This window comes from Bradyrhizobium sp. USDA 241 (assembly GCF_049739505.1).
Lineage (GTDB): Bacteria > Pseudomonadota > Alphaproteobacteria > Rhizobiales > Xanthobacteraceae > Bradyrhizobium > Bradyrhizobium liaoningense.
The window spans coordinates 4,397,194-4,422,217 of record NZ_JBMGPZ010000005.1 but is presented as its reverse complement, the minus strand read 5'-3'; the positions used below and the strand labels follow the sequence as shown (position 1 = coordinate 4,422,217).

General features: G+C 64.6%; 21 protein-coding genes and 2 pseudogenes. 14 read left to right on the top strand and 9 right to left on the bottom strand.

Annotated features, from left to right (window positions below):
• The first annotated feature begins 4 nt into the window (after nucleotides 1–4).
• Entirely contained in the window at nucleotides 5–1,123 is a 1,119-nt protein-coding gene (locus tag ABIF91_RS43305) for a cobalamin-independent methionine synthase II family protein (RefSeq protein WP_028180559.1), read from the top strand.
• 169 nt (nucleotides 1,124–1,292) lie between these two features.
• Here the strand turns inward: ABIF91_RS43305 and ABIF91_RS43300 are convergent.
• Nucleotides 1,293–1,506 (bottom strand): annotated as a pseudogene (locus ABIF91_RS43300) (caspase family protein); the annotation flags it as partial.
• 118 nt (nucleotides 1,507–1,624) lie between these two features.
• On the opposite strand from ABIF91_RS43300, the gene ABIF91_RS43295 reads away from it, so the two are divergent.
• The 4 genes from ABIF91_RS43295 to ABIF91_RS43280 all read left to right on the top strand — a co-directional run bounded on the left by ABIF91_RS43295 (nucleotide 1,625) and on the right by ABIF91_RS43280 (nucleotide 7,354).
• Nucleotides 1,625–2,980 carry a hypothetical protein gene (locus ABIF91_RS43295; RefSeq protein ID WP_028180560.1) on the top strand — a complete coding sequence of 452 codons (1,356 nt, stop codon included), beginning with the start codon at nucleotides 1,625–1,627 and terminating at the stop codon, nucleotides 2,978–2,980.
• 60 nt (nucleotides 2,981–3,040) lie between these two features.
• Complete coding sequence (gene metK / locus ABIF91_RS43290) at nucleotides 3,041–4,237, top strand: methionine adenosyltransferase (protein WP_028180561.1); 1,197 nt, start codon at nucleotides 3,041–3,043, stop codon at nucleotides 4,235–4,237.
• 74 nt (nucleotides 4,238–4,311) lie between these two features.
• The gene (gene ahcY, locus ABIF91_RS43285; RefSeq protein ID WP_028180562.1) at nucleotides 4,312–5,733 is read left to right on the top strand and encodes an adenosylhomocysteinase; all 1,422 of its coding nucleotides are present in this window, start codon (nucleotides 4,312–4,314) and stop codon (nucleotides 5,731–5,733) included.
• A 160-nt stretch (nucleotides 5,734–5,893) separates the two neighbouring features.
• On the top strand, nucleotides 5,894–7,354 hold the full coding sequence (locus ABIF91_RS43280; RefSeq protein WP_424579806.1) for a flavin-containing monooxygenase: 1,461 nt from the start codon (nucleotides 5,894–5,896) through the stop codon (nucleotides 7,352–7,354).
• Nucleotides 7,355–7,372: 18 nt separating this feature from the next.
• Here ABIF91_RS43280 and ABIF91_RS43275 read toward each other — a convergent pair whose 3' ends face one another.
• The 3 genes from ABIF91_RS43275 to ABIF91_RS43265 are packed head-to-tail and all read right to left on the bottom strand — an operon-like array spanning nucleotide 7,373 to nucleotide 9,590.
• Nucleotides 7,373–8,599: a YbfB/YjiJ family MFS transporter gene (locus ABIF91_RS43275; protein ID WP_028180564.1), complete on the bottom strand. Its 1,227-nt coding sequence runs from the start codon at nucleotides 8,597–8,599 to the stop codon at nucleotides 7,373–7,375.
• Between the two features lie 27 nt (nucleotides 8,600–8,626).
• Entirely contained in the window at nucleotides 8,627–8,863 is a 237-nt protein-coding gene (locus ABIF91_RS43270) for a tautomerase family protein (protein WP_028180565.1), read from the bottom strand.
• 16 nt (nucleotides 8,864–8,879) lie between these two features.
• Nucleotides 8,880–9,590 carry an SDR family NAD(P)-dependent oxidoreductase gene (locus ABIF91_RS43265; RefSeq protein WP_028180566.1) on the bottom strand — a complete coding sequence of 237 codons (711 nt, stop codon included), beginning with the start codon at nucleotides 9,588–9,590 and terminating at the stop codon, nucleotides 8,880–8,882.
• 212 nt (nucleotides 9,591–9,802) lie between these two features.
• Between ABIF91_RS43265 and ABIF91_RS43260 the strand changes: the two genes are divergently transcribed.
• The 4 genes from ABIF91_RS43260 (at nucleotide 9,803) to ABIF91_RS43245 (ending at nucleotide 12,574) form a co-directional block, all read left to right on the top strand.
• Nucleotides 9,803–10,726: a LysR family transcriptional regulator gene (locus ABIF91_RS43260; RefSeq protein ID WP_028180567.1), complete on the top strand. Its 924-nt coding sequence runs from the start codon at nucleotides 9,803–9,805 to the stop codon at nucleotides 10,724–10,726.
• Between the two features lie 146 nt (nucleotides 10,727–10,872).
• Complete coding sequence (locus ABIF91_RS43255; protein WP_162832013.1) at nucleotides 10,873–11,028, top strand: hypothetical protein; 156 nt, start codon at nucleotides 10,873–10,875, stop codon at nucleotides 11,026–11,028.
• Between the two features lie 145 nt (nucleotides 11,029–11,173).
• Nucleotides 11,174–12,103, top strand: coding sequence for an aspartyl/asparaginyl beta-hydroxylase domain-containing protein (locus tag ABIF91_RS43250; protein WP_424579805.1), 930 nt, complete (start codon nucleotides 11,174–11,176; stop codon nucleotides 12,101–12,103).
• A gap of 12 nt (nucleotides 12,104–12,115) precedes the next feature.
• A complete protein-coding gene (locus ABIF91_RS43245) occupies nucleotides 12,116–12,574 on the top strand; it encodes a YybH family protein (RefSeq protein ID WP_028179465.1) in 459 nt (152 codons plus the stop codon).
• A 55-nt stretch (nucleotides 12,575–12,629) separates the two neighbouring features.
• On the opposite strand, the gene ABIF91_RS43240 is transcribed toward ABIF91_RS43245, so the two are convergent.
• From ABIF91_RS43240 to galE, 3 genes are all read right to left on the bottom strand, one after another.
• Nucleotides 12,630–13,331, bottom strand: coding sequence for a fumarylacetoacetate hydrolase family protein (locus ABIF91_RS43240; RefSeq protein ID WP_028179464.1), 702 nt, complete (start codon nucleotides 13,329–13,331; stop codon nucleotides 12,630–12,632).
• Between the two features lie 34 nt (nucleotides 13,332–13,365).
• Nucleotides 13,366–15,174, bottom strand: coding sequence for an ABC transporter ATP-binding protein (locus ABIF91_RS43235; protein ID WP_028179463.1), 1,809 nt, complete (start codon nucleotides 15,172–15,174; stop codon nucleotides 13,366–13,368).
• A 118-nt stretch (nucleotides 15,175–15,292) separates the two neighbouring features.
• Nucleotides 15,293–16,306 (bottom strand): UDP-glucose 4-epimerase GalE, encoded by a 1,014-nt coding sequence (gene galE, locus ABIF91_RS43230; protein WP_028179462.1) that lies wholly within the window; start codon nucleotides 16,304–16,306, stop codon nucleotides 15,293–15,295.
• A 126-nt stretch (nucleotides 16,307–16,432) separates the two neighbouring features.
• Here galE and ABIF91_RS43225 point away from each other — a divergent pair, with 126 nt between their 5' ends.
• Complete coding sequence (locus tag ABIF91_RS43225; RefSeq protein WP_028179461.1) at nucleotides 16,433–17,470, top strand: glycosyltransferase family 4 protein; 1,038 nt, start codon at nucleotides 16,433–16,435, stop codon at nucleotides 17,468–17,470.
• Here the strand turns inward: ABIF91_RS43225 and ABIF91_RS43220 are convergent.
• Nucleotides 17,452–17,967: a D-glycero-alpha-D-manno-heptose-1,7-bisphosphate 7-phosphatase gene (locus ABIF91_RS43220; RefSeq protein ID WP_424579863.1), complete on the bottom strand. Its 516-nt coding sequence runs from the start codon at nucleotides 17,965–17,967 to the stop codon at nucleotides 17,452–17,454. The two genes, ABIF91_RS43225 and ABIF91_RS43220, sit on opposite strands and share 19 nt — an antisense overlap.
• A 14-nt stretch (nucleotides 17,968–17,981) precedes the next feature.
• Entirely contained in the window at nucleotides 17,982–19,103 is a 1,122-nt protein-coding gene (gene waaF / locus ABIF91_RS43215; protein ID WP_245285462.1) for a lipopolysaccharide heptosyltransferase II, read from the bottom strand.
• 162 nt (nucleotides 19,104–19,265) lie between these two features.
• Between waaF and rfaD the strand changes: the two are divergent.
• The 4 genes and pseudogenes from rfaD to ABIF91_RS43195 all read left to right on the top strand — a co-directional run bounded on the left by rfaD (nucleotide 19,266) and on the right by ABIF91_RS43195 (nucleotide 25,024).
• Nucleotides 19,266–20,247: pseudogene (gene rfaD, locus ABIF91_RS43210) on the top strand (ADP-glyceromanno-heptose 6-epimerase).
• 11 nt (nucleotides 20,248–20,258) lie between these two features.
• Nucleotides 20,259–21,743 carry a D-glycero-beta-D-manno-heptose-7-phosphate kinase gene (rfaE1, locus tag ABIF91_RS43205; protein WP_028179458.1) on the top strand — a complete coding sequence of 495 codons (1,485 nt, stop codon included), beginning with the start codon at nucleotides 20,259–20,261 and terminating at the stop codon, nucleotides 21,741–21,743.
• Entirely contained in the window at nucleotides 21,740–23,026 is a 1,287-nt protein-coding gene (locus ABIF91_RS43200; protein ID WP_028179457.1) for an O-antigen ligase family protein, read from the top strand. The genes rfaE1 and ABIF91_RS43200 overlap by 4 nt, the downstream gene beginning before the upstream one ends.
• A gap of 84 nt (nucleotides 23,027–23,110) precedes the next feature.
• Nucleotides 23,111–25,024, top strand: coding sequence for an SDR family NAD(P)-dependent oxidoreductase (locus ABIF91_RS43195; protein WP_028179456.1), 1,914 nt, complete (start codon nucleotides 23,111–23,113; stop codon nucleotides 25,022–25,024).

The window sequence follows — 25,024 nt, the reverse complement described above, 5'->3', positions numbered from 1 at the left end:
AAAAATGCAGCGAACCAGAGCCCCCTTCCGCGCCGACGAGGTCGGCAGTCTCCTGCGTCCGGCCAAGATCAAGGAGGCGCGCGCCAGGCTCGAGAAGGGCGAGATCTCGGCCGACGATCTGCGCAAGATCGAGGATTTGGAGATCGAGAAGGTCGTGCACAAGCAGGCCTCGATCGGCCTGAAGCTCGCGACCGACGGCGAATTCCGCCGCTCCTGGTGGCATTTCGATTTCCTGGCCAAGCTCACCGGCTGCGAGCTGTTCCACCCCGACACCGGCATCCAGTTCGCGGGCGTGCAGACCCGCCACGATGCGGTCCGCGTCATCGGCAAGCTCGACTTCCCCGACAACCACCCGATGCTGGATCACTTCCGCTTCCTGAAGAAGTACGCCGACCAGGCCCACGTCACCGCCAAGATGACGATCCCGTCGCCGGCGGTGCTCCACTTCCGCGGCGGCCGCAAGTCGATCTCCAAGGACGTCTATCCCGATCTCGATGCGTTCTACGAGGATCTCGGCAAGACCTACCGCAAGGCGGTGAAGGCCTTCTATGACGCCGGCTGCCGCTATCTCCAGTTCGACGATACCGTCTGGGCCTATCTCTGCTCGCAGGACGAATTGCAGAAGGCGCGTGAGCGCGGCGACAATCCCGACGGTCTCCAGCAGATCTATGCGCGCATCATCAACTACGCGCTGGCCGAAAAGCCAGCCGACATGGTGGTGACGACGCATGTCTGCCGCGGCAATTTCCGCTCCACCTGGATCTCCTCGGGCGGCTACGAGCCGGTCGCCGAGACCATGCTCGCCGGCACCAATTACGACGGCTACTTCCTCGAATACGACAGCGACCGCGCCGGCGGCTTCGAGCCGCTGCGCTTCCTGCCCAAGGGCAACAAGGTCGTCGTGGTCGGCGTCATCACCTCGAAGTTCGGTGAGCTCGAGAAGAAGGACGACATCAAGCGCCGCCTGGAAGAAGCCGCCAAGTTTGCCCCGCTGGAGCAACTCGCACTCTCGCCGCAATGCGGCTTTGCCTCGACGGAAGAGGGCAACGTCCTCTCCGAGGAGGAGCAATGGGCCAAGCTCAGCCTTGCGGTCGAGATCGCGAAGGAAGTGTGGGGCCAGTAAGTCTCCGCAGCTAAGGCTCACGCGTGTCCCGGACGCGCTGCAACGCTCTTGCGTTGCTGCGCAGAACCGGGACCGATGCTGCTCGACTTGCTCGTCGGAGATATGGGCCCCGGCTCTGCTGCGCACCGCTGAAGAAGCGCTGCGCTGCGTCCGGGGCACGGAGAGCATCTCACCTCTCCGCCAAGTAGACCTCGCCCAGCAGCGGCGCCTTCGACCACGGCACCTGCTTGTTCTTGTGCTCAACACCAACCTCAGCCCGCACCCGCGTCAGCATCTCCTGCACCTCCACGCCCGGCGTGCCGACATGGCGCGAGCGCGGCGGAGCACCGCGAGCTCGCGCCTTCGCCGTCGGGTGGGACCTCGCTTGGCGCGGTCGCGTAGCCCATCAGCGGCGGCTCGCCGCGGACGGATCGAGGCGCCGGACGTATGCGCTATTCCCCGAGTGGGCAGAATTTGCTAAAGACACGGAACCCAACCTGCCTGCCCACTGTGTCCCACCCCATGAAGAACGACGAAATCCTGAGCCAGATCACGGAGTTCTGCCGCAAGGCGGACATGGCGGAATCGACGTTCGGCCGGCGCGCGGTGAATGATGGGAAGCTCGTGCATCGCCTGCGCGAGGGAAAGCGCATCACCATCGACACGCTGGAGCGGATCCAAGCCTATATGGCCGCATCGATCGCCGGCGGCATGCCGCCGCCGCGGGGACTTCAGGTCCCGCCCGAAAAGCGCGATCCACGCGGCAATTTCCGGTTCTTCGAGAACCGCCAGAAATACCTGCTGTTCGTCCACACCTGCAGCGAAAAGCGAGTGATCGCAGACAGGGTCGCGCTGGAACTGGCCTCCATCCATCCGCGCCCGCCGGCCTTGCGCCTGTTCGATGCCGGCGTCGGCGACGGCACGGTGCTGGCGCGGGTGCTGCGCGCAACGCATCAGCGCTTTCCGCACATGCCGTTCTATGTCGCCGGCAAGGAGCTCAGTCTGGAGGACCTGCGCCTGACGCTGGAAAAGGTGCCGGATCGCATTTTCGAGCATCCGGCATCGGTATTCGTCTTCACCAACATGTTTTACGCGGAGGCGCCCTGGCTCACGCCGGCATCGCCGGCTGCGGCGGCCGCTACTGTCTGGCACGAGGTGCCGCTCCGCGGCGCTTCGTCGGGCGAGTTCGAGCAGCAGATCGCGGAGCTGAGGCCGTTCCTGGAGCAGAACTGGCGCGCCGCGATCAGCCCCCGCACCGCCATGCCGCTCTACGAGCGGCCCGTCGTCCTCGTGCTCTATCGCGAGGACCTCAGGTTTCTTCTGGATGCGACCATTCCGCGGCCGGGCCAGGCCGAGGCCAATTTCGACCTCGTCATCGCTTCCCAGCCCTACCGGGCCCTGTCCTCGGTCAATTTCCGGGCCAAACGCATCATTGCCCCCCTGGCGCGGGCGCTTCGACCGGGGGGGCGGCTGATCGGAATCCACTCCCATGGCCAGGATCCGGGCATGGAAATGATCCAGGCGATCTGGCCTGGAGAAAACCCTTTCTCAGTGAGCCGTCATGAGCTATTGCGCGCAGTTAAGTATGAACTTGGATCGGTGGGCCGCGACTTAAATTTTAATGCCTACGCGGACAACCGTTCGATCTTCAGGTATGATATGGAAGCTCTGCCCAACGAGGTCACGGGCACTATCGGAACCTCGACGGCCTTTGCAGCGTGGAATGCGGCAGTGTATGTCGCTCAGATTGAGGACGACCGGTTGACGGAAATGACTCAAAACAGCCGCACCCTGGACGCCGCCAGGGACGTGCTGCGAAAGTACAATGGGCTCTGGTTTCTCGACGAATCCTACGTCATCTCGCGCCGGCGTGATTGACATCATTAAAGGTAAACATCGCAAACGCCCGCCGGCTAGCGGCGGAACAAGGGGTTACTGATGCGCGCGTCCTATCTCTTCACCAGCGAGTCCGTGTCCGAGGGCCATCCGGACAAGGTCTGTGACCGGATCTCCGACGAGATCGTCGACCTGTTCTATCGTGAAGGGCCGAAGGCGGGCATCGATCCGTGGGCCATCCGCGCCGCCTGCGAGACGCTCGCGACCACCAACAAGGTGGTGATCGCCGGCGAGACCCGCGGTCCGAAGTCGGTGACCAACGAGCAGATCGAGGGCGTTGTCCGGGGCGCGATCAAGGACATCGGCTACGAGCAGGAGGGCTTCCACTGGAAGACCTGCGACATCGAGATCCTCCTGCATCCGCAGTCGGCCGACATCGCCCAGGGCGTCGATGCGCTTCAGCCGGGTGAGGTCAAGGAAGAAGGCGCGGGCGACCAGGGCATCATGTTCGGTTACGCCACCAACGAGACGCCCGACCTGATGCCGGCGCCGATCTTCTACGCCCACAAGATCCTGCGCCTGATCTCCGAAGCCCGTCACTCCGGCAAGGAGAAGGTGCTCGGTCCGGATTCCAAGAGCCAGGTCACCGTGCAGTACGAGAACGGCAAGCCGGTCGCCGTGCGCGAGATCGTGGTCTCGCACCAGCATCTGGTCGAGGACCTCACCTCCAAGCAAATCCGCGACATCGTCGAGCCCTATGTGCGCGAGGCGCTGCCGAGGGACTGGATCACGCCGAAGACGATCTGGCACATCAATCCGACCGGCAAGTTCTTCATCGGCGGTCCCGACGGCGACACCGGCCTGACCGGCCGCAAGATCATCGTCGACACCTATGGCGGCGCGGCCCCGCACGGCGGCGGCGCGTTCTCCGGCAAGGATCCGACCAAGGTCGACCGCTCGGCGGCCTACGCTGCGCGCTACGTCGCCAAGAACATCGTCGCGGCCGGTCTTGCCGACCGCTGCACGCTCCAGCTCGCCTACGCCATCGGCGTCGCGCGTCCGCTGTCGATCTACATCGACACCCACGGCACCGGCAAGGTGTCGGAGGATCAACTCGAGAAGGCGGCGGCACAGGCGATGGATCTCACGCCCCGCGGCATCCGCACCCATCTCGACCTCAACCGCCCGATCTACGCGCGGACGTCTGCCTACGGCCATTTCGGCCGCACGCCCGACAACGAGGGTGGCTTCTCCTGGGAGAAGACCGATCTCGTCGAGCCGCTCAAGCGCGCACTCTAGTTCTCTTGCGTCGTTCCGGGTTCGCTCGTTTCACGAGCGCCCCGGAATGACGAGCCAACAAACAGGAACCCCCTATGAACGCGAAGCCCGGCTTCACCGATTACATCGTCAAGGACATTTCGCTCGCCGATTTCGGCCGCAAGGAGATCTCGCTCGCCGAGACCGAGATGCCCGGCCTGATGGCCACCCGCGAGGAGTACGGCCCAAAGCAGCCGCTGAAGGGCGCGCGCATCGCCGGCTCGCTGCACATGACCATTCAGACCGCGGTGCTGATCGAGACGCTGGCAGCGCTCGGGGCCGACATCCGCTGGGTCTCCTGCAACATCTACTCGACGCAGGACCACGCCGCGGCCGCGATCGCCGCCGCCGGCATTCCGGTGTTCGCCGTCAAGGGCGAGACGCTGACCGAATACTGGGACTACACCGCAAAGCTGTTCGACTGGCATGGCGGCGGCACGCCGAACATGATCCTCGATGACGGCGGCGATGCCACCATGCTCGTGCATGCCGGCGTCCGCGCCGAGAACGGCGACACCGCCTTCCTCGACAAGCCGGGTTCGGAGGAGGAAGAGATCTTCTACGCGCTGGTCAAGCGCCTGCTGAAAGAGAAGCCGAAGGGCTATTTCGGCGAGATCGCCAAGAACATCAAGGGCGTCTCCGAAGAGACCACCACGGGCGTCCATCGCCTCTACGAGATGGCCAACAAGGGCACGCTCCTGTTCCCCGCCATCAACGTCAACGACAGCGTCACCAAGTCGAAGTTCGACAACCTCTATGGCTGTCGTGAATCGCTGGTCGACGGCATCCGCCGTGGTACCGACGTGATGCTGTCGGGCAAGGTGGCGATGGTCGCGGGCTTCGGCGACGTCGGCAAGGGCTCGGCGGCCTCGCTGCGCCAGGCTGGCTGCCGCGTCATGGTGTCGGAAGTCGATCCGATCTGCGCGCTGCAGGCCGCGATGGAGGGCTACGAGGTCGTGACTATGGAAGACGCCGCGCCCCGCGCCGACATCTTCGTCACCGCCACGGGCAACAAGGACATCATCACCATCGAGCATATGCGCGCGATGAAGGATCGCGCCATCGTCTGCAACATCGGTCACTTCGACAACGAGATCCAGATCGCGGCGCTCCGCAATCTGAAGTGGACCAACATCAAGCCGCAGGTCGACGAGATCGAGTTCCCCGACAAGCATCGCATCATCATGCTGTCGGAAGGCCGCCTCGTGAACCTCGGCAACGCCATGGGCCATCCGTCCTTCGTGATGTCGGCGTCCTTCACCAACCAGACGTTGGCGCAGATCGAGCTGTTCGCCAACAACAAGGACGGCAAGTACGGGAAGAAGGTCTACGTGCTGCCGAAGACCCTCGACGAGAAGGTCGCCCGCCTGCACCTCGCCAAGATCGGCGTCAAGCTCACCGAGCTGCGCAAGGATCAGGCCGACTACATCGGCGTCAAGCAGGAAGGCCCGTACAAGTCGGATCACTACCGGTACTGATCTGCTGGTTCGATCGATCTCGACGCGAAGCCCCGGAGCGATCCGGGGCTTCGTTGTTTTCGGCGCATGGAATTCGGTTCGCCTTTTGGTTGCTGCGCGGCCGATTGCCGATTGACGGCCGGCAGCGGCGGGCGGACACTCGCCGGCGGCGGAGGAAACCATGCAACCAGAACATGTCGACGTCCTCATCGTCGGTGCCGGCCTGTCCGGCATCGGGGCTGGCTATCATCTGCAGGCCAAGTGTCCGACCAAGAGTTACGTCATCCTCGAGGGGCGCGACTGCATCGGCGGCACCTGGGACCTGTTCCGCTATCCCGGCATCCGCTCCGACAGCGACATGTTCACGCTCGGCTACTCCTTCAAGCCGTGGACCGATCCGAAGGCGATCGCGGACGGGCCGCAGATCCTGAATTATGTGCGCGAGACCGCGGCCGAGAACGGCATCGACAGGCAAATCCGTTTCCGCCATCGCGTCAAGCGGGCGGCGTGGTCGACACCGGACGCGCGCTGGACGGTGGAGGCCGAACGCATCTCGGGCGAGGGCGCGACCGAACTCGTGCGGTTCACCTGCAATTTCTTATTTCTGTGCTCGGGCTACTACAAATACGAAGCGGGCTACACGCCGGAGTTCAATGGCACCGCGGAATTCGCCGGCCGCATCGTGCATCCGCAGAAATGGACCGAGGACATCGACTACGCGGGCAAGCGCGTCGTCGTGATCGGCTCGGGCGCCACTGCGGTGACGCTGGTACCGGAGCTCGCTAAGAAGGCGTCGCAGGTCACCATGCTCCAGCGCTCGCCGACCTATGTAGTGTCGCGCCCGGCGCAGGATCCCCTCGCCAACAAATTGCGCCGCAATTTGCCGGCGCAGCTCGCCTATCACCTGATCCGCTGGCGCAACGTGATGTGGGGAATGTTCTTCTTCCAGCTCAGCCGGCGCCGGCCCGCCAAGGTGAGGGACCTCATCCTGAAGGGCGTCCGCATGGCGCTCGGCCCTGACTACGACGTCGCGACCCATTTCACGCCGCGCTACAATCCCTGGGACCAGCGGCTATGCCTTGTTCCCGACGGCGATCTGTTCAAGGCGATACGCGAGCAGCGCGCCGCCGTCGTCACCAGCGAGATCGATACGTTCACGCGCGACGGCATCCGTCTGAAGGACGGCCGCGAGCTTGCAGCCGACATCATCGTGACGGCGACCGGGCTGGTGCTCCAGGTCGTCGGCGGCCTCGAGGTCAGCGTCGACGGCCGCGCCGTCGATTTCGCCAATACGCTGACCTACAAGGGCATGATATATGCCGACGTGCCCAACATGGCCTCGGCGTTCGGCTACACCAATGCATCCTGGACGCTGAAATGCGATCTCACCTGCGAATATGTCTGCCGGCTCATCAATTACATGGACCGGCATAATTTCCGCCAATGCATGCCGCACAATGACGACCCCGAGATCACCGCGCAGCCCTCGCTCGATTTCACCTCGGGCTACGTGCAGCGCTCGGTCGCAAAGCTGCCGAAGCAGGGTTCCAAGCGGCCGTGGCGGCTGCACCAGAACTACGCGCTCGACATCGTCTCCCTGCGCTTTGGCCGGATCGACGACGGTGTGATGCAGTATTCCTGATCGCGCCGTCGCTCGCCTCTATGCCTTGCGCGTGGTGAGCGCGAACCCGAGATCGATCGCGAGCGCCAGCACCACGGCGCCGCCGCCGAGGCCGAACAGCGCCAGATAGTCGCCGCCCGTCTGGGCGTAGATCCAGGAGAAGCCGTAAGCGGCGGCCGCCTGGAACATCGCAAAGCTGGTGGTGGCATGGCTCCATATCGCGCCCTGCTGCTGGCTGGAGTGAGGCACGAGCTCATGGATGCGACCCAGGACCAGCGGCACGATGCCCGGCGTGAAGCCGCCGACCACGACGCTCGACACAATCAATGAAACCGGCGCGGTGCTGACGGTTGGCAGCAGCACGGCGGTCGCCTCGATCAGGAAGGCCGCGCGCAGCGCGGGGCCGAAACCCGAGCGGTCACCGAGATGACCAGTGACCAGCGGGCCGACGATCGCGCCGAGGCCGTACAGCACCCAATAGCGCGATCCCGCGGCAATGCCCTGGCCGAGGCCGCGCGCCACGAAGTCGACGATGAACACCATGTGCGGCACCAGCGCCACCGCATTGAGGCCGTACTGGACCAGTAGCGCGCGGGCGGCCGGCAAGGCGCGATGGGGCTTGGCTTGATGCGAAGGCGCAGCATCGGCCTTGGTTTCAGCAGGCCAGTTCCACCAACTCGCGAGCGTAAGCAGGGCGGAGAGCACGCCGAGACCATACCAGCTCTGCTGCAAACCCTGTTGCAGCAACAATGGCACCAGCGTGCCCGATGCCGCTACGCCGAGGCCGACGCCGGCGAAGATCACACCACCGACGATGCCGCGCCGCGCGGCCGAGGTATGCGGTAGAATGACGGACGCCGCCAGCACCATGATGATGCCGCCGGTGAGACCGGCCATGAAGCGCCATGCGAAGAACCAGCTGAACGACAACGGAGCCGAGCTGGCGAAGAAGGAGACGGTGGCGAGCAGCATCATTGCCCGTAGCGCGCGGACCGCGCCGATGCGGGTGGGCGCTCGTGCTGCGAGCGCGCCGGCGAGATAGCCGGCGAGGTTCGCAGCGCCGAGATAGACGACGTCGGATGCGCTGAACCAATTTGCGGCGATCAAAGCCGGAATCAGGGGCGTGTAGGAAAAGCGGGCGAGGCCAAGCCCGACCAGCGATGCGGACAAACCCGCCACCGCGTATCGCCAGGTCGTTCGTGAGGACGAGCCCGGCCGCGGTTGCGGACGGGTCTCGACGTGTCGCTTCGTGTCTGCGTTGGTCATGTCATCCTCATGCGCGAGGGGCGCGGATCATCCTGTCTGGGCGGAGCGGCGACGCCTGAATTCCTGCACCGGCAGGCCGCCCCAGCCCCAATTGTCGGTGTCCACTTCCTCGATCACCACAAAGGTGGAATCGAGCGGCTTGCCGAGCACATCGAGCAGCAGCTGGCTCGAACCCTTGATCAGCGCGGCCTTCTCCTCCGCCGTGAGCGACGCCGCTCCCGGCGTCGTTCCCTCGCGGGTCACTTGAATGGTGACGATGGGCATCGTCGTTCTCCTCGTCTCAATGGCCGGCGCTCTGGCCGCCGTCGACATGCAGGATCTCGCCGGTGACGAAGGAGGCTCCCTCGAGATAGAGGACGGCATCGACGATGTCGGACATCTCGCCCATGTGACCGACCGGGTGCAGCGCACTGAGCTGCGCATGCGTCGCGACCGGATGCATCGGCGACTTGATGATGCCGGGTGAGACCGCGTTCACGCGGATGCCGCGCTTGGCGTACTCGATCGCGAGCGATTTGGTCGCTGCGTTCAGCCCGCCCTTGCTCAGCGAGGCCAGCACAGATGGCACGTTGGAATTCGCCTGATCCGCCAGCGTGGTCGTGATCTGCACCACGTGGCCGGACCCTTGCTTCTCCATCTCGGCGATGGCGAACTGCGTGATGTTGAAGAAGCCCGCGACGTTCGTTCCCATCACCGCCGCATAGTCCTCGGCCGTGTATTGCGTGAACGGCTTTGCGACGAAGATGCCGGCGTTGTTGACCAGCGTGTCGACCCGGCCGAAGCGGGCGATCGCCTGCGAGACTACGCGCTCGGCAGTGGAACGGTCGGCGATGTCGCCGGGAACGGCGAGGACATCATCGTCGCCAGACGGCTTGATGGAGCGCGCCGTAGCGACGACGCGGTAGTTGCGATCGCGAAAACCCTGCACCAGTGCGGCGCCGATGCCCTGCGATGCACCGGTGACGATGGCGACCTTCTGCTCGATACCCATGATGGGCTCCTGTTGTTGGCTTTGAGACCTGCGCCAGCAGCGGCTGGCTTGCGTGCTGAGGTACGCCGCGGCGGCCCGGTCGCGAATAGCCGCTGTCCGGCACACACTCTTTCGCCCCGCGAACGAATGCGCGCCCGGCACCCCGGGTAGTTGTCGAGGTTGCGGCGAACGCCTAGCCTGCGAGCGGAAGCTCAGAGCAAGACGGGAAGGGAATGGATCGTCTGGATGCGATGAAAGTGTTCGTCCTGGCCGTGGACGAAGGCAGCTTGGCCGCTGCAGGACGCAAACTCGGCCGCTCGCCGGCGGCGGTGAGCCGGGCCATCGCCTTTCTGGAAGAACGCGTCGGCGCCGAGCTGCTGCACCGGACCACGCGCTCGATCAGGCTGAGCGAGGAGGGGGAGCGCTATGCCGCGATCTGCCGCCGTGTGCTCGCCGAGCTCGAGGAAGCCGACGACATCGCGGCCGGACCGCGCACGGCGCCGCGCGGCCTGCTCACGATCACCGCTCCCGTGGTCTCGGGGGAGATGGTCTTGCGGCCGATCCTGGATGCGTTTCTCGATGCCTATCCCACCGTGTCGGCAAAGCTCCTGCTGTTCGATCGCGCGGTCAATCTGATTGAGGAGGGGATCGACGTCGCGCTTCGCATCGGTCCCTTGGCGGATTCGGCGATGATTGCCATGCGGGTCGGAGAGATCAGCCGTGTTGTGGTGGCAGCGCCGCGCTATCTGAAGCAGCATCCGCGCGTCGCCGAGCCGGGCGATCTCGCCAAGCACCAGATCGTCGCCATGGCGCATCTGCCCAATTCCTGGACCTTCGCCCCGCAGGCGGGGTCATCGGTGCCGCGCTCGGTGCAGTTCACCCCGCGACTCGTCGTCAACAGCACCTATGCGGCAGTGGCCTCCGCCGTCGCCGGGCGCGGCGTGGCGCGGATGTATTCGTACCAGGTCGCCGAGCAGGTCGCGCGCGGCGAGCTCGAGATCGTGCTGGCCGGCGACGAGGACCCGGAGATGCCCGCGCATTTGATCTGCCCGCAGGGCCGGCTCTCGGTGCCGAAGGTGCGGGCCTTCACCGACTTCGCGGTGCCCCGGCTGAAGAAGCAGTTTGCGCTGCTGAAGAAGAGCATCAAGGCGCGCTGAGCTGCTTCGCACCCCCGCAATGCGTTGTTTTGCGTATACGGCGGCCCGGCTGAATCGGCGAGGGTTCCAAAACGGTTAACGCCGATTTAACGGATGAGTCCTACGCTGTTTCGGCCGGGGTTACTCGCAAAGCCGAGGTGAGCCCAATGGAAGCCCAGAAGATCGCGGTCGACGCTGTCGTCGCGCTGACCGATTGCGACCGCGAGGCCGTCATCGCCTTCATCCGCCGCCTCTACCTGGCCGGCGTCACCGATCCCAAGCGCCTGACTTTCAAGGGGCTGCAGGCGTTGTCGCGGGCCTGATTCGGACGGTTTCGGCCCTTTCAACCCCAAGTTCCGGCTGAACGCTCTCCCCAGCGTGATTGCAACCCTCCGGTGAATATCTTGTCGCTCGGGCCCGGCCGGAGTAGATGACGTCCCCGGCTTGGTTCACTCGGGAACTGGGGAAATGCTGAAACAGCTTTTTGCGCCGCAACTTGTCATTCTTTATGTGCTGGCGGCCTCGACGATTTACGTTCACTTCCGCGGCAAGCAACGGCTGCGCTTCGCGCGCCAGCTCGGCGATCACTCGACCTATCTCGCGCCCTACAACGTGCTGATGTACGCCGGCTCGGCCGTGCCGAACAAGCCGGTGATCCCGGTCGATCAGTTTCCCGAGTTGAAGCCCCTGAGCGAGAATTGGGAGACCATCCGCGAAGAGGCGGTGCGCCTGTTCGACGAAGGTTTCATTCGCGCCGCCGCGAAGAACAACGATTGGGGCTTCTACTCGTTCTTCAAGAGCGGCTGGAAGCGGTTTTACCTGAAATGGTACGACGACTTCCTGCCCTCGGCACGCACGCTGTGCCCGAAGATGGTGGAGCTCCTGAACGCGATCCCGAGCGTGCACGGTGCGATGTTCGCGATGCTGCCCCCGGGTGGCAAGCTCGGTGCCCACCGCGATCCCTTCGCGGGCTCGCTGCGCTACCATCTCGGCTTGGTCACCCCGAACTCGAACAAGTGCCGGATTGTCGTCGACGGCGTCGAATGCGTCTGGCGCGATGGCGAGGCCTTCATGTTCGACGAAACCTTCATCCACAGCGCCGAGAATGCGACCGACGTCAACCGCATCATCCTGTTCTGCGACGTCGAGCGTCCGATGAAGTACGGCTTCATGACCGCGATCAACCGCTGGGTCAGCCATCACATCGTCAAGGCGTCGGCGACTCAGAACGTCGATGGCGAGAATGTCGGCGTGCTCAACAAGATGTTCGGCAAGCTCTACGAGATCCATCTCGCCAGCCGCAAGGTCAAGGAGTGGAACCGCAACGTCTACTACACGCTGAAATACTCGCTGACGGCGCTGATCCTCGGCCTCATCGTGATGTCGGCGCTGCGGTGAATGATCCGGCCAATGGCCTCCTTGCCGATTGCTGACGCGGAGATCACGCAGTTTTTCCGCAACTGGCTGGAGACCTTCGCGGGCTATGTCCGCGAGGTCGACTACGCTTCGGCGCGGCCGCTTTTCCATCCGGACGTGCTCGCCTTCGGCACGCACAACGATGTCATTCCCGGCCTTGATCAGTGGGTCTCGACGCAGTGGGACAACGTCTGGCCGAAGACGACCGATTTCCGCTTTGTTATCGAGCAGACTTCCGTTCTGGCGTCTGCCGATGGCACAATGGCGACTGTGATCGCGCCGTGGACGAGCACGGGCTATCATCCCGATGGCAGCGCGTTTGCGCGGCCCGGCCGCGCCACGATGGTGTTTTCCAGAAATGGCGATGGTTGGCTGTGCGTGCATTCGCACATGTCGCTCAATCGCGGTGTACCTCAGGCAAGCCATGCCAACCGGCCGGTGAAGGCCCGGTGAAAACAAGAAAGCCCCGGATGGGTCCGGGGCCTTTCGATGTCCGGACGTGTGCAGCCTATTCCGGCTGTCCGATGCTCACCTTCAGCGTGCCGACGCCGTCGACGCCGCATTCCAGCTTGTCGCCGGGTTGGAGCTGCGACACGCCGGCGGGCGTGCCGGTCATGATGATGTCGCCGGCGGCGAGCTTCACCTGCTGCGAGAGTTGCCAGATGATCTCCGGCACGTTCCAGATCAGCTCGGTGAGGTCGCCCTTCTGCGCTTCCTTGCCGTTGACCGTCAGCCAGATCTTGCCCTTGGAAGGATGACCGATCTTCGAGGCCGGCTGCACCGCGGAGCAGGGCGCCGAATAGTCGAACGACTTGCCGATCTCCCAGGGACGCTCCTTCTTGCGCGAGGCGATCTGGAGATCGCGGCGGGTGAGATCGATGCCGACGGCGTAGCCGTAGACGTGGTCCAGCGCCTTGTCCGCGGGGATGTTGAGGCCTCCGCTCTTCATCGCGACGATCAGCTCGACCTCGTGATGGAGGTCCTTGGTCAGCGGCGGATAGGGAATGGTGGCGCCATCGGGCACCAGCATGTCGGCGTGCTTGGCGAAGAAGAACGGCGGGGCGCGCTCGTCATTGCCCATCTCGCGGATGTGCTCGAGATAATTGCGGCCGACGCACCAGATGCGGCGCACCGGATAACGGCCGCTCTCCCCGACGACGGGAAGCGAAGCCTGCGGCGGAAGCGGGATGACGTAGGAGGCGGCGTTCATGAAAGATCTCGCTGGACTTGAGGTGAAGAGAATTCTAGGCGGTCGCGCTGATCGGCGCCAGCTCCAAGGGGCTGCTGTCCCGATGCTGCAACCGGAAGAACGAGGCATAGCGCCCGCCGCGGCGGAGCAGCTCGTCGTGGCGGCCCTGCTCGACGATCTCGCCGCCCTCGACCACCAGGATGGCATCGGCGTGCATGATGGTGTGCAGGCGGTGCGCGATCACGATGGTGGTGCGGTTCCGGCAGAGGTGCTCGATCGCCTCCTGCACCTGCCGCTCGGATTCAGAATCGAGCGCGGCGGTGGCTTCGTCCAACAGGATGATCGGCGCGTTCTTGATCAGCGCGCGCGCCACCGCGATGCGCTGGCGCTGGCCGCCGGAGAGCTGCGTGCCGTGCTCGCCGACCGGCGTGTCGTAGCCGAGCGGGAAGCCCATGATGAAATCATGCGCGCAGGCGGCCTTGGCGGCGTCGACGATCTCGTCCTCGCTCGCGCCCGGCCGGCCGAAGGCGATGTTGCTGCGGATGGTGTCGCGGAACAGATAGACGTCCTGGCCGACATAGGCGGTCTGTGCCCGCAGCGATTTGCGCGAGACCGCGCCGATCGACTGGCCGTCGATCACGATGTCGCCTTGCGTCACCTCGTAGAAGCGCAAGAGCAGCGCCAGCACGGTCGACTTGCCGCCGCCGGAGGGGCCGACCAGCGCGGTGACCTTGCCGGGCTCGGCCGTGAAGCTCATGCGGTTGAGCACGGTCTCGCCGTCGCGGTAGGAGAAGCTGACGTCGCGCAGCTCGATGCGGGCATCTGACAGCTTCAGCGACGGCTTGTCGTCGTCGGACCGCTCGCTCGCCGGGCTGTCGACGACTTCGAGCAGCATGCGCGCACCGACCAGCTGGCTGTTGAGGTCGATGTTGAGCCGCGCCAGCCGCTTGGCCGGCTCGGTCGCCATCAGGAACGCGGTCATGAAGGAGAAGAACGCGCCGGGCGTTGCGTTGAGCGCGACCACGGCATAGCCGCCGTACATCAGGCAGCCGGCGACCGCGAAGCCGCCGAGCATTTCCATCAGCGGGTTGGAGCGGTTGGCGACGCGGGCCATCTTGTTGGCGTTGCGCTCGACGACCGCGATGTTCTCGTCGATGCGCTTCTGCATGGTCTCTTCGAGCGTGAACGCCTTGACGGTGCGGATGCCTTGCAGCGATTCCTGCATCGTCTCCATGATGTCCGCGGTGCCGGTGAACTGGTTGAAGGCGAGGCCCTTGATGCGCTTGACCAGCTTGCGCAGCACCAGCATCGCCGGCGGCACCGCGACGAGGCCGATGAATGACATCAGCGGATCCTGCCATACCATCACGCCGATCATGGCGAGCAGCATCAACAGGTCGCGCCCGATGGCATTGACCAGCATGTTGAGCACGTCGGTGATGGATTTGGCGCCCGCCGTCAGCCGGGCCAGGAATTCGGACGAATGCCGCTCGGAGAAGAAGCCGACGCTCTCGCGCATCAGCTTGGCGAACAGCTGGCGCTGGTTGTTGGCAAGAATCGCGTTGCTGATCTTGGTCAGGATCACCATGTGGCCGTAGGTCGCCACGCCCTTGATGAACAGCAACGCGACGGTCAGCCCTGAGAACATCGCGATGCCCGGGATGTTCTTGTCGACATAGGCCTGGTTGATGACCTGGCCGAGCACATAGGTCGCGCCTGCGGTCGCGCCTGCGGCAAGCGCCATCAGCGCGAAGGCGACGAGGTAGCGCCGCCAGTAGACGATGCCCTGTTCCGTGACCAGGCGGCGAATCAGGACCGCTGCCGCGTAGGGATCGTCGGTGATTTTCTTCGGAAACTGGGCCATCCGGTGTCCATTGACGGCGCGGGACAAAACCTGCCCGCGCGTCAGGGATCGATGGGCCTCTGTGCCCGCTCAAGCCAGGTTTTTCAAGCCCAATTAAGGGCTTGCGCTTGGGATGATTCTAGGCCGAGACCGCGTGGCGGAGCTCGCCATGGCGTTCGCGGAACAGCTTGTCCTCCCAGGCGAGGGCGTGCGCCGCAATGGTCTCGAGGTCGTCATATTGCGGCCGCCAGTCGAGCAGGCCGCGGATGCGGCTGGTGTCTGCGACCATGGTCATGATGTCGCCGGGCCGGCGTGGGGCGTACTGCACGGCGAAGCTGCGGCCGGAAACCCGCCGCACCGCGTCGATGGTCTCCAGCACCGAATAGCCGCGGCCGTAGCCGCAATTCAGCGTCGTCGAGGCGCCGCCGTTGCGCAGGTAGGCGAGCGCCGACCGGTGGGCCTGCGAGAGGTCCGTGACGTGGATGAAGTCGCGGATACAGCTGCCGTCCGGGGTCGGATAATCGGTGCCGAACACGTCGATCTTGGCGCGCTGGCCGGTCGCGGCTTCCACCGCGATCTTGAGCAGATGCGTGGCGCCGACGGTGGCAAGGCCAATGCGCGCCTGCGGGTCGGCGCCGGCGACGTTGAAGTAACGCAACGTCACGTATTGCATGCCGTGGGCGGCGGCGACGTCGTGCAGCATGATCTCGGTCATCAGCTTCGACGAGCCGTAGGGCGACAGCGGCCGCGTCGGCGCGTGCTCGGGCACCGGCACCTGGTCCGGATTGCCGTAGACGGCGGCGGTCGAGGAGAAGATGAAGCGACCGATGCCGCGCTTGACCGCGACGTTGAGCAGGTTGCGCGCGGTCGTGAAGTTGTTGCGGTAGTAGCCGAGCGGATCGCGCATCGAATCCGGCACGACGACCGAGCCCGCGAAATGGATGATGCTCTCGACGTCGTGCTGGGCGATCACGCCTTCGAGCAGGTTTTCATCGCCCGCATCGCCGATGAACAGCGGCACGCCTTCGGGCAGGTAGGCAGAGAAACCGGTGGAGAGATCGTCGATCACGACGACATCCTCGCCGGCTTCCGCCAGCGCCAGGACCGTGTGACTTCCGATGTAGCCGGCGCCGCCGGTGACTAGCACAGTCATGATCTCACCCGTCTTCGATCAACGCGTGAAGCTAGCGCTTGCGTGGTGAAGAGGGGGTATCGGCACGGCTGAACTGGTCACTATGCTTAATGTTGCGTATAGGGACTTTGCGAAATGGAGTGTGACGTGGCGAGTTTCCCCGGCGATCTCGACGTGATCGTGCCAAATCTGCACAGGCGCTATTCCGGGGTCACCGCGACCAACCGGATGGTGGCGCCGCGGCTGGCGAAACTGTACCGCGCGGCCTGGTTCGGCTCGGACGCGCCGGAGGGGATCGCGCGGCTCGGCGTTGTCGATTTTCTGAAGTTGTGGCGCCGCAAGCGGCCGGTGATCTGGCATGCGCGCCGCAACAACGAGATGATCGCAGGCGTCGCGTTGCGCGCGCTCGGCTGGCCGCTGAAACTGGTGTTCACCTCGGCGGCGCAGCGGCATCACAGCTGGATCACGCGCTGGCTGATCCGGCGCATGGACGCGATCATCGCAACGAGCGGCGTCTCGGCCTCGTTCCTGAAGGTGAAGGCGACGGTGATTCCGCACGGTGTTGACACCGATGTCTATGCGCCGCCGACCGATCGCGCTGCGGCGTTCGCGGAAGCCGCGCTGCCGGGCCGCTACGCCATCGGCTGCTTCGGCCGTGTGCGCGCGCAGAAGGGCACCGACGTGTTCGTCGATGCGATGTGCCGGTTGCTGCCGCGTTATCCCGATTTCACCGCCGTCATCGTCGGTCAGGTCACGCCCGAGCAAACGCCCTTTGCCAATGACCTGAAGAAGCGGATTGAAGCAGCCAACCTGCAGTCGCGCATCGTCATCACCGGGGAGCTGCCGATCGAAGCGGTGCAGCGCTGGTATCAGCGCCTGACGATCTACGCCTTCACCTCGCGCAACGAGGGTTTTGGCCTTACGCTGATCGAGGCGATGGCGGCCGGCAGCGCGCTGGTTGCCGCACGCGCCGGCGCGGCTGAGCTCGTGGTCGAGGACGGTGTGACCGGCGTGCTGACGCCGCCGGGAGATGTCGAGGACTTGATAGCAGCGATTGAGCCTCTAATGCGCGATCCCTTGTCGGCCCTGGCAATGGGGAGACGGGCGCGAAAGCGTGTCGTCGAGACCTACAGTTTGGATTCAGAAGCCGCCCAAATCGCGGCGGTCTATGGCCGCTTGATTTGAGCAATCACATCTGCAACGAAAGCATCGAGATCGCCGCCGGAAAATAGAAAGCCGGGCAACCCAAACGCTTGAGCCGCCTCGATATCGCTGGCCCGATCTCCGATCACGAAGCTGCCTTCATGCTTCACGGGCCAGCGCTCGGCAAGATCGTGAAGCATGCCGGGAGCCGGCTTACGCCAGTAATGGTCTTCGATGTATTTAGGGATGGTTCCTTGCGGATGATGTGGGCAAAAGCGAATGTCGTCGATCCGAGCCCCGGCCCGCATCAGTTGTTCGAGCATCCAGGCGTGGAGTTCGTTTACATCGTTTTCAGTGAATAGGCCCCGCGCCACTCCAGATTGATTGGTGAAGATAAACACGAGGTAACCGCATTTATTGAGGCGGTGAATTGCTTTTGCGACATTCGGCATCCAACGGATGCGATCCCGAGTTCCGATATAGCCATCGTCGTAATTAATCACGCCGTCGCGATCGAGAAATGCGGCGGGCATCTTCATGCGAGTAATGAAGGTCACGGTTGGAAATCTCGCGGACGCTTATCTTCGATCTTGTCATCCGAAACTTGAGATTTTTGCAAGTCACTTGTCTTGGCGAACACGATTCTTGCGATTTCGACTACGACGTCCGCCGGAATGTCCCGCATGCAGCGGTGGTCGTTCATCTTGCAGATCGTGCTCTGGCAGGGCTGGCAGGACAGCACGTCCTTGTCCTGCACCACCGTTGCTGCAAGGCTGTTGAGGGGGGCCCAGAGGTAGGGGCTGGTGGGGCCGAAGATGCCCATGGTGGGCGTGTCCAAGGCGGCGGCGATGTGCATCAGGCCGGAGTCGTTGGAGATCGCAACGCTGGCGGCGGCCATGGCGAGGACGCCGTTGCGCAGGTCGGTGCCGGTAAGGTCCCGGACCCCAGTGCCGCCCGCGGCGACGATCTCCTGGGCTAGGCCCTTTTCGGCGGGGCCGCCGACCACCCAGACCTCCAGGCCGCGCTCGACCAGCAGGCGGGCTGCCTCCGGATAATAGGTCCAGCGTTTTGAGACCCCAACCGAGCCCGGGGCGAGCGCCACGGCGGCTCCGGCGCCGAGGCCGTTGGCCTCACGCCAGCGGACGATCTCCTCGGCCGGGACCCGCAGTTGCGGCACCGGCCATTCCGGAGGGAGGGGGGCGCCGTCGGGCTGGGCCAGGGCGGCGTTCTTGTCGATGAAGCGGGGCAGTTTCTTCTCGCCCCAGCGCCAGCGGTTGATCAGGCCGAACCGAAACTCGCCGACGAAGCCGACCCGTTCCGGAATACCGGCCAGCGCCGGCGCGATCGCCGCCTTCCAGGTCCGGGGCAGCACGAGGGCGGTGCCGTAATTCCGTTTCCGAAGGAGCTCTGCCAGGCCGAACTGGCGGCCAATTGCGAGCTGGCTGCGCGGCAGGTCCCAGACGATGCCGGTGCGCACGCCGGGCATGTAATCGATCAGCGGGGCGCACAGCGACGTGGTCAGGAGATCGACCGGCCGATTCGGCCAGCGCTCCTTCAGGACCCGCACGACGGTATGATTCCGCACGAAATCGCCGATCCACATATAGGGAATGATCAGGATCGGGCGGGTGTCGCTCCGGTCTGCATCTCCAACAAGTTGCGAATCAATATTCATTCGTTAATTAGGACCGACGACGTGCTGATGTTGGCGGTTCGGTAGCCGCTCCCGGCCGGCAGGTAAAGCCGGCAGAAGCGACGATCCCAAAACCGCTTACACTTTGGCGGATCATGCGCTACGGCAGGACCGGGCACTAAGAAAAGCGGGCAGGTAGTTGGAATGTTGCTGGTGACCGGCGGGGCCGGTTTTATCGGATCGAATGTCGTTGCCGCGCTGAACGAGGCCGGCCGCAGCGACGTCGTGGTCTGCGACCTGCTCGGCACCGAGGGCAAGTGGCGCAACCTCGCCAAGCGGCAGCTTGTGGATATCGTTCCTCCGGCCGAGCTGCCCGACTGGCTTAAGGGCCGCAAGTTAGAGGCCATGATCCATCTCGGGGCGATCTCCGCGACCACCGCGACCGACGGCGACCTCGTCTTCGAGACCAATTTCCGCCTGTCGATGCGCCTGCTGGACTGGTGCACGATGAACGCGGTGCCGTTCATCTATGCATCCTCGGCGGCGACCTATGGCGACGGCGAGACCGGCTTCGGCGACGACGCTTCGCTACCGGCACTGAAAAAATTGCGGCCGATGAATCTCTACGGCTGGAGCAAGCACATGTTCGATCTCGCGGTCGCAGCGCGCGTGGCGAACGGCGCTCCGCTGCCGCCGCAATGGGCCGGGCTGAAGCTCTTCAACGTGTTCGGCCCCAACGAATACCACAAGGGCTCGATGATGAGCGTGCTGGCGCGACGCTTCGACGACGTGAGGGGCAGGCCGCGTCGTGCAGCTGTTCAAGTCGCATCGCGAGGGCATCGAGGACGGCGATCAGCGCCGCGATTTCATCTATGTCGACGACGTCGTGCGCGTCATCCTGTGGCTGCTCGCGACCCCGTCGGTGTCCGGCCTGTTCAACGTCGGCACCGGCAAGGCGCGCAGCTTCAGGGATCTGATGCTGGCTGCCTACGCCGCGCTCGGCACCAGGCCCAACATCGAATACATCGACATGCCCGAGAGCATCCGCGACAGCTATCAGTACTTCACCCAGAGCGAGGTCGATCGCCTCTGCCGTGCCGGCTATAACGGCGGCTTCACGACGCTCGAGGACGCGGTCAAAGCCTATGTCGGGGATTATCTCGACCGGCCCGACCGCTTTCGCTGAGGCCTTTGATCATGGCGACCCCCATTCTCGATTTCGACGCCCTCGCGCAAACGATCTCAGGCCGCATGGTGCTTTGCATCGGCGACATCATGCTGGACGAGTTCGTCTATGGCGAGGTGTCGCGGATCTCGCCGGAAGCGCCGACGCCGGTCATCGCCGCCCAGCGCAGCGAGATTCACATCGGCGGCGCCGGCAACGTCGCGCGCAATGTCGCTTCGCTCGGCGCGCGCTGCATCTTCGTCGGCCTCGTCGGCGAGGACGATGCGGGCAGGCGGCTGGCATCGGCGCTGGGTGAGCAAGCCGGTATCGAAAGCGTGCTGGTATGCGATCCCTCGCGGCCGACCACGCGAAAAGCCCGCTTCGTCTCCGAGCATTTTTCCACGCACATGCTGCGCGCGGATTGGGAGCAGGCGGCGCCTGCTTCCGATGACATCGAAACGAAACTGATCGACGCGATCCTGCCGCAGATCGCGCGCGCCGACATCGTGCTTTTGTCCGACTACGCCAAAGGCGTGCTGACCGCGCGCGTGATCCGCCACACCATCGACGCTGCGCGAAAGCTCGGCAAGCCCGTGGTGGTCGATCCGAAGAGCCTGAACTGGGCGATCTATCGCGGTGCCACGCTGCTGACGCCCAATCGCAAGGAATTCTCGGAGGCGACCCGCAGCCGTGCCGAGACGGTGCAGAGCATCGTCGAGGCCAGCGAGGACGTGATGCGGCTCGCCGATTGCGAGGCGATCCTGGTCACGCAGGGCGAGCACGGCATGACGCTGGTGCCGCGCAATGGCGCGGCCGTACACGTTCCGGCCTTCCCGGTGAAGGTGCGCGACGTCTCCGGTGCCGGTGACACCGTCGCCGCCGCGCTCGCGGTATCGCTTGCGGCCGGCGCGGACTGGGATACGGCGCTGCGCGTGGCCAATGCCGCCGCAGCCGTCGCCGTTGGCAAGCAGGGCACCGCCAGCGTGAGCGCGGCCGAGCTGCGCCGAAAGATCCTGCCGCATGCCACTCTCGCGGCCGAGGAGAAGATCGTGCTCGATCCGGCTGCGCTCGATGCCCAGCTCGCCGACTGGAAGAGGCAGGGCCAGCGCGTCGGCTTCACCAATGGCTGTTTCGACATCCTTCATCCCGGACACGTCAAGGTGCTGACCGCGGCGCGCGCCGCCTGTGATCGCCTGATCGTGGGGCTCAACAGCGACGCCTCGGTGCGGAGGCTGAAGGGCGCCGATCGCCCGGTGCAGGACGAGCGCGCGCGCGCCGAGGTGCTCGCCGCGCTGGAGGCCGTCGATCTCGTCGTCATCTTCGCGGAGGACACGCCGATCGACCTGATCACCAGGATCAAGCCCGGCGTGCTGGTGAAGGGCGGCGACTACACTCGCGAGCAGGTCGTCGGCCACGAGGTGGTCGAGGCCGCGGGCGGGACTGTCGTGCTGGTCGACATCCTCCAGGGCTTCAGCACCACGGCGCTGGTTCATCGCGCGCGGGGAGGCGGCAAGTGACGGCGCTTGCCGGGGAGACTCCCGGCCAGATGTTGCGGCGGCGCCTGCGCAGTCCGGCGGCCTGGCGCGAGACAGTCGACCTGTTTGCGATCCTGACCGCGGCGTCGCTGCCCTGGTCGACGTCGCTTGCAGGGATCTTCAACGCGCTGATGCTGCTCTGCATGATGCCGTTCCTCGACGTCCGCGCCTTCCTGCAATCGCTGAAACGTCCGATCTGTGTGGCGCCAATCGCGCTGGTGCTGCTCGCGCTGGTGGGGACGCTATGGTCGGATGCGGCCTGGGGCGCACGCTTCTATGCGGTCAATCCGACGGTCAAGCTGCTCGTACTGCCGGTCCTGCTCTATCATTTCGAGCGCTCGCCGCGCGGACACTGGGTCTTCATCGCCTTCCTGGTGTCCTGCGCCCTGTTGTCGATGATGTCCTGGCTGGTCGCGTTCTACCCGAACCTTGCGCTCAAGTCCGATCCGCCCGAACGCGGCATCTTTGTCAAGAACTACATCGACCAAAGCCAGGAATTCGCGCTTTGCGCGGTCGCGCTGGCCTATCCGATCGTGATGCTGCTGCGGGCGAAGCGATACTGGTTCGCCGGGCTGCTCACGGCGCTTGCGCTCAGCTTTTTGGTTAACATGGTTTTTGTTGTAGTGTCGCGCACCGCGCTCGTCACCATTCCGATCATGTTCGGCGTGTTCGCGTTGCTTCACCTCAGATGGCGCAGCATTGCGATCGTCGCCGCCGCGCTGCTCGCCGGCGCCTTTCTCGCTTGGCAGGTCTCGCCACATTTGCGCCATACTGCCGAGAGGTTTACGGACGACTACACGCGCTATGTGGAAAGGGGCGAGGCGACCTCGCTGGGCTTGCGGCTCGAATTCTGGCGAAAGTCGCTCGGCTTCTTCGCGGAGGCGCCGATCGTAGGACACGGTACGGGCTCGACGCGTGGATTGTTCGAGCGCGTCGCGACGCCCAGCGGTGAGCACAAGGCGTCAGCCGAAGTGATCGGCAACCCCCACAATCAGACGCTGAACGTTGCCGTGCAATGGGGTCTGATCGGCGTCGTCGTTCTCTATACGATCTGGATCCTGCATCTGCAGTTGTTTCGCGGCGACGGGCTTGCCAATTGGATCGGGCTCCTGGTCGTGGTGCAGAACGTCTTCACCTCGCTGTTCAACTCGCATCTGTTCGACTTTCACGAGGGCTGGATGTACGTCATCGGCGTCGGCGTTGCCGGCGGCATGGTGATCCGGGCACAACAGGTCGAGGCGAAGATGAGGGAAGCTAGTTCCTGAGCGGTCGCGCGGCTGGCAAGTCTTGTCCAGATGGGGTATCAGCGCGGTCAGGTTGCATCTAACTGGGTTTTTATCGGTCGGCGGATGACGCGTCTTTCGCATCTTACCTTGCGCAATTTGCTGATCGCGCTCCACGACCTGCTGGCGACCACGGCCGCGCTTTTTGCCGCCTTCTATCTGCGATTCGAGGGTGGCGAAGACTTCTTCGAGCGTTTGCCGCTGCTGTTTCAGATCCTGCCTTATTTTCTTGCCTTTGGCGTTGTCGTGTTCTTCGTCTTGAACCTGACCACGACGAAGTGGCGCTTCATCTCGCTGCCGGACGCACTGAACATCATCCGCGCGGCGACCGTGCTCACCGTCGCCCTGCTCGTGCTCGACTACATCTTCGTCGCCCCCAACGTCCGCGGCGCCTTTTTCCTCGGCAAGGTGACGATCGTCCTCTACTGGTTCCTGGAGATCGCCTTCCTCAGCGCGCTACGGATGACCTACCGCTACTTCCGCTACACGCGGGTGCGGCGACATGCCCGCACCGATGATACCGCGCCGACGCTGCTGATCGGGCGGACTGCGGACGCCGAGGTGCTGCTCCGCGGCATAGAGAGCGGAGCGATCAAGCGGATCTGGCCGGTCGGCATATTGTCGCCTTCGCGCGCCGATCTCGGCCAGCTCATCCGCAACGTGCCGGTGCTGGGCGGCATCGACGACGTCGAGGACGTCATTGCCGATTTTGCCAAACGCAACAAAGCGATCGCTCGTCTCGTGATGGCGCCGTCGGCGTTAGAGCCGGAAGCCCATCCAGAATCGATCCTAATGCGGGCACGCAGGTTAGGCGTAATCGTGAGCCGCATGCCCTCGCTGGAGAGCGGCGACACGCCGCGGCTCACCGCGGTCGCGGTCGAGGACCTCCTGCTGCGGCCGAGCGAGACGATCGACTATGGGCGCCTGGAAGCGCTGATCAGGGGCAAGGCCGTGATCGTCACCGGCGGCGGCGGCTCGATCGGTTCAGAAATCTGCGAGCGCGTCGTCGCCTTCGGCGCCGCGCGGCTCCTGGTCGTGGAAAACTCCGAGCCGGCGCTCTACGCGATCACGGAAGCGCTCGCCGCGCGGGGGGCGGCAGCCGAGATCGAAGGGCGGATCGCCGACATTCGCGATCGCGAGCGCATCATGCGCCTGATGGCGGAGTTCAGGCCGGACATCGTGTTCCACGCCGCTGCGCTCAAGCACGTTCCGATCCTCGAACGCGACTGGAGCGAAGGCGTCAAGACCAACATCTTCGGCTCGATCAATGTTGCGGATGCCGCCGTGGCGGCCGGCGCCGAGGAGATGGTGATGATCTCGACCGACAAGGCGATCGAGCCGGTGTCGATGCTCGGCCTGACCAAGCGGTTCGCGGAGATGTACTGTCAGGCGCTCGATCACGACCTTGCCGCAGCCAGCGGCGGCGCCAAGCCGCCGATGCGGCTGATCTCGGTCCGGTTCGGCAACGTACTGGCCTCGAACGGCTCGGTGGTGCCGAAGTTCAAGGCGCAGATCGAGGCCGGCGGCCCGGTGACGGTGACGCATCCCGACATGGTCCGCTACTTCATGACCATCCGCGAGGCCTGCGATCTCGTCATCACCGCGGCCACGCATGCGCTCGGAACGCAGCGTCCTGACGTCTCGGTCTACGTGCTCAACATGGGCCAGCCGGTCAAGATCGTTGATCTCGCCGAGCGCATGATCCGTCTTTCCGGACTGCAGCCGGGCTACGACATCGATATCGTGTTCACCGGCATGCGGCCGGGCGAGCGGCTGCACGAGATCCTGTTCGCTTCCGAGGAGCCGACCCGCGAGATCGGTGTTCCCGGCATCATGGCCGCGCAGCCGAACGAGCCGCCGATGCAGACGCTGCGCAAATGGATTGCTGCGCTGGAGCAGGCGATCGCCCGCGACGATCGCGCCACCATCAGGACCATCCTGAAGGATGCAATTCCGGAATTCGGCTCGACCGCCGCTTGA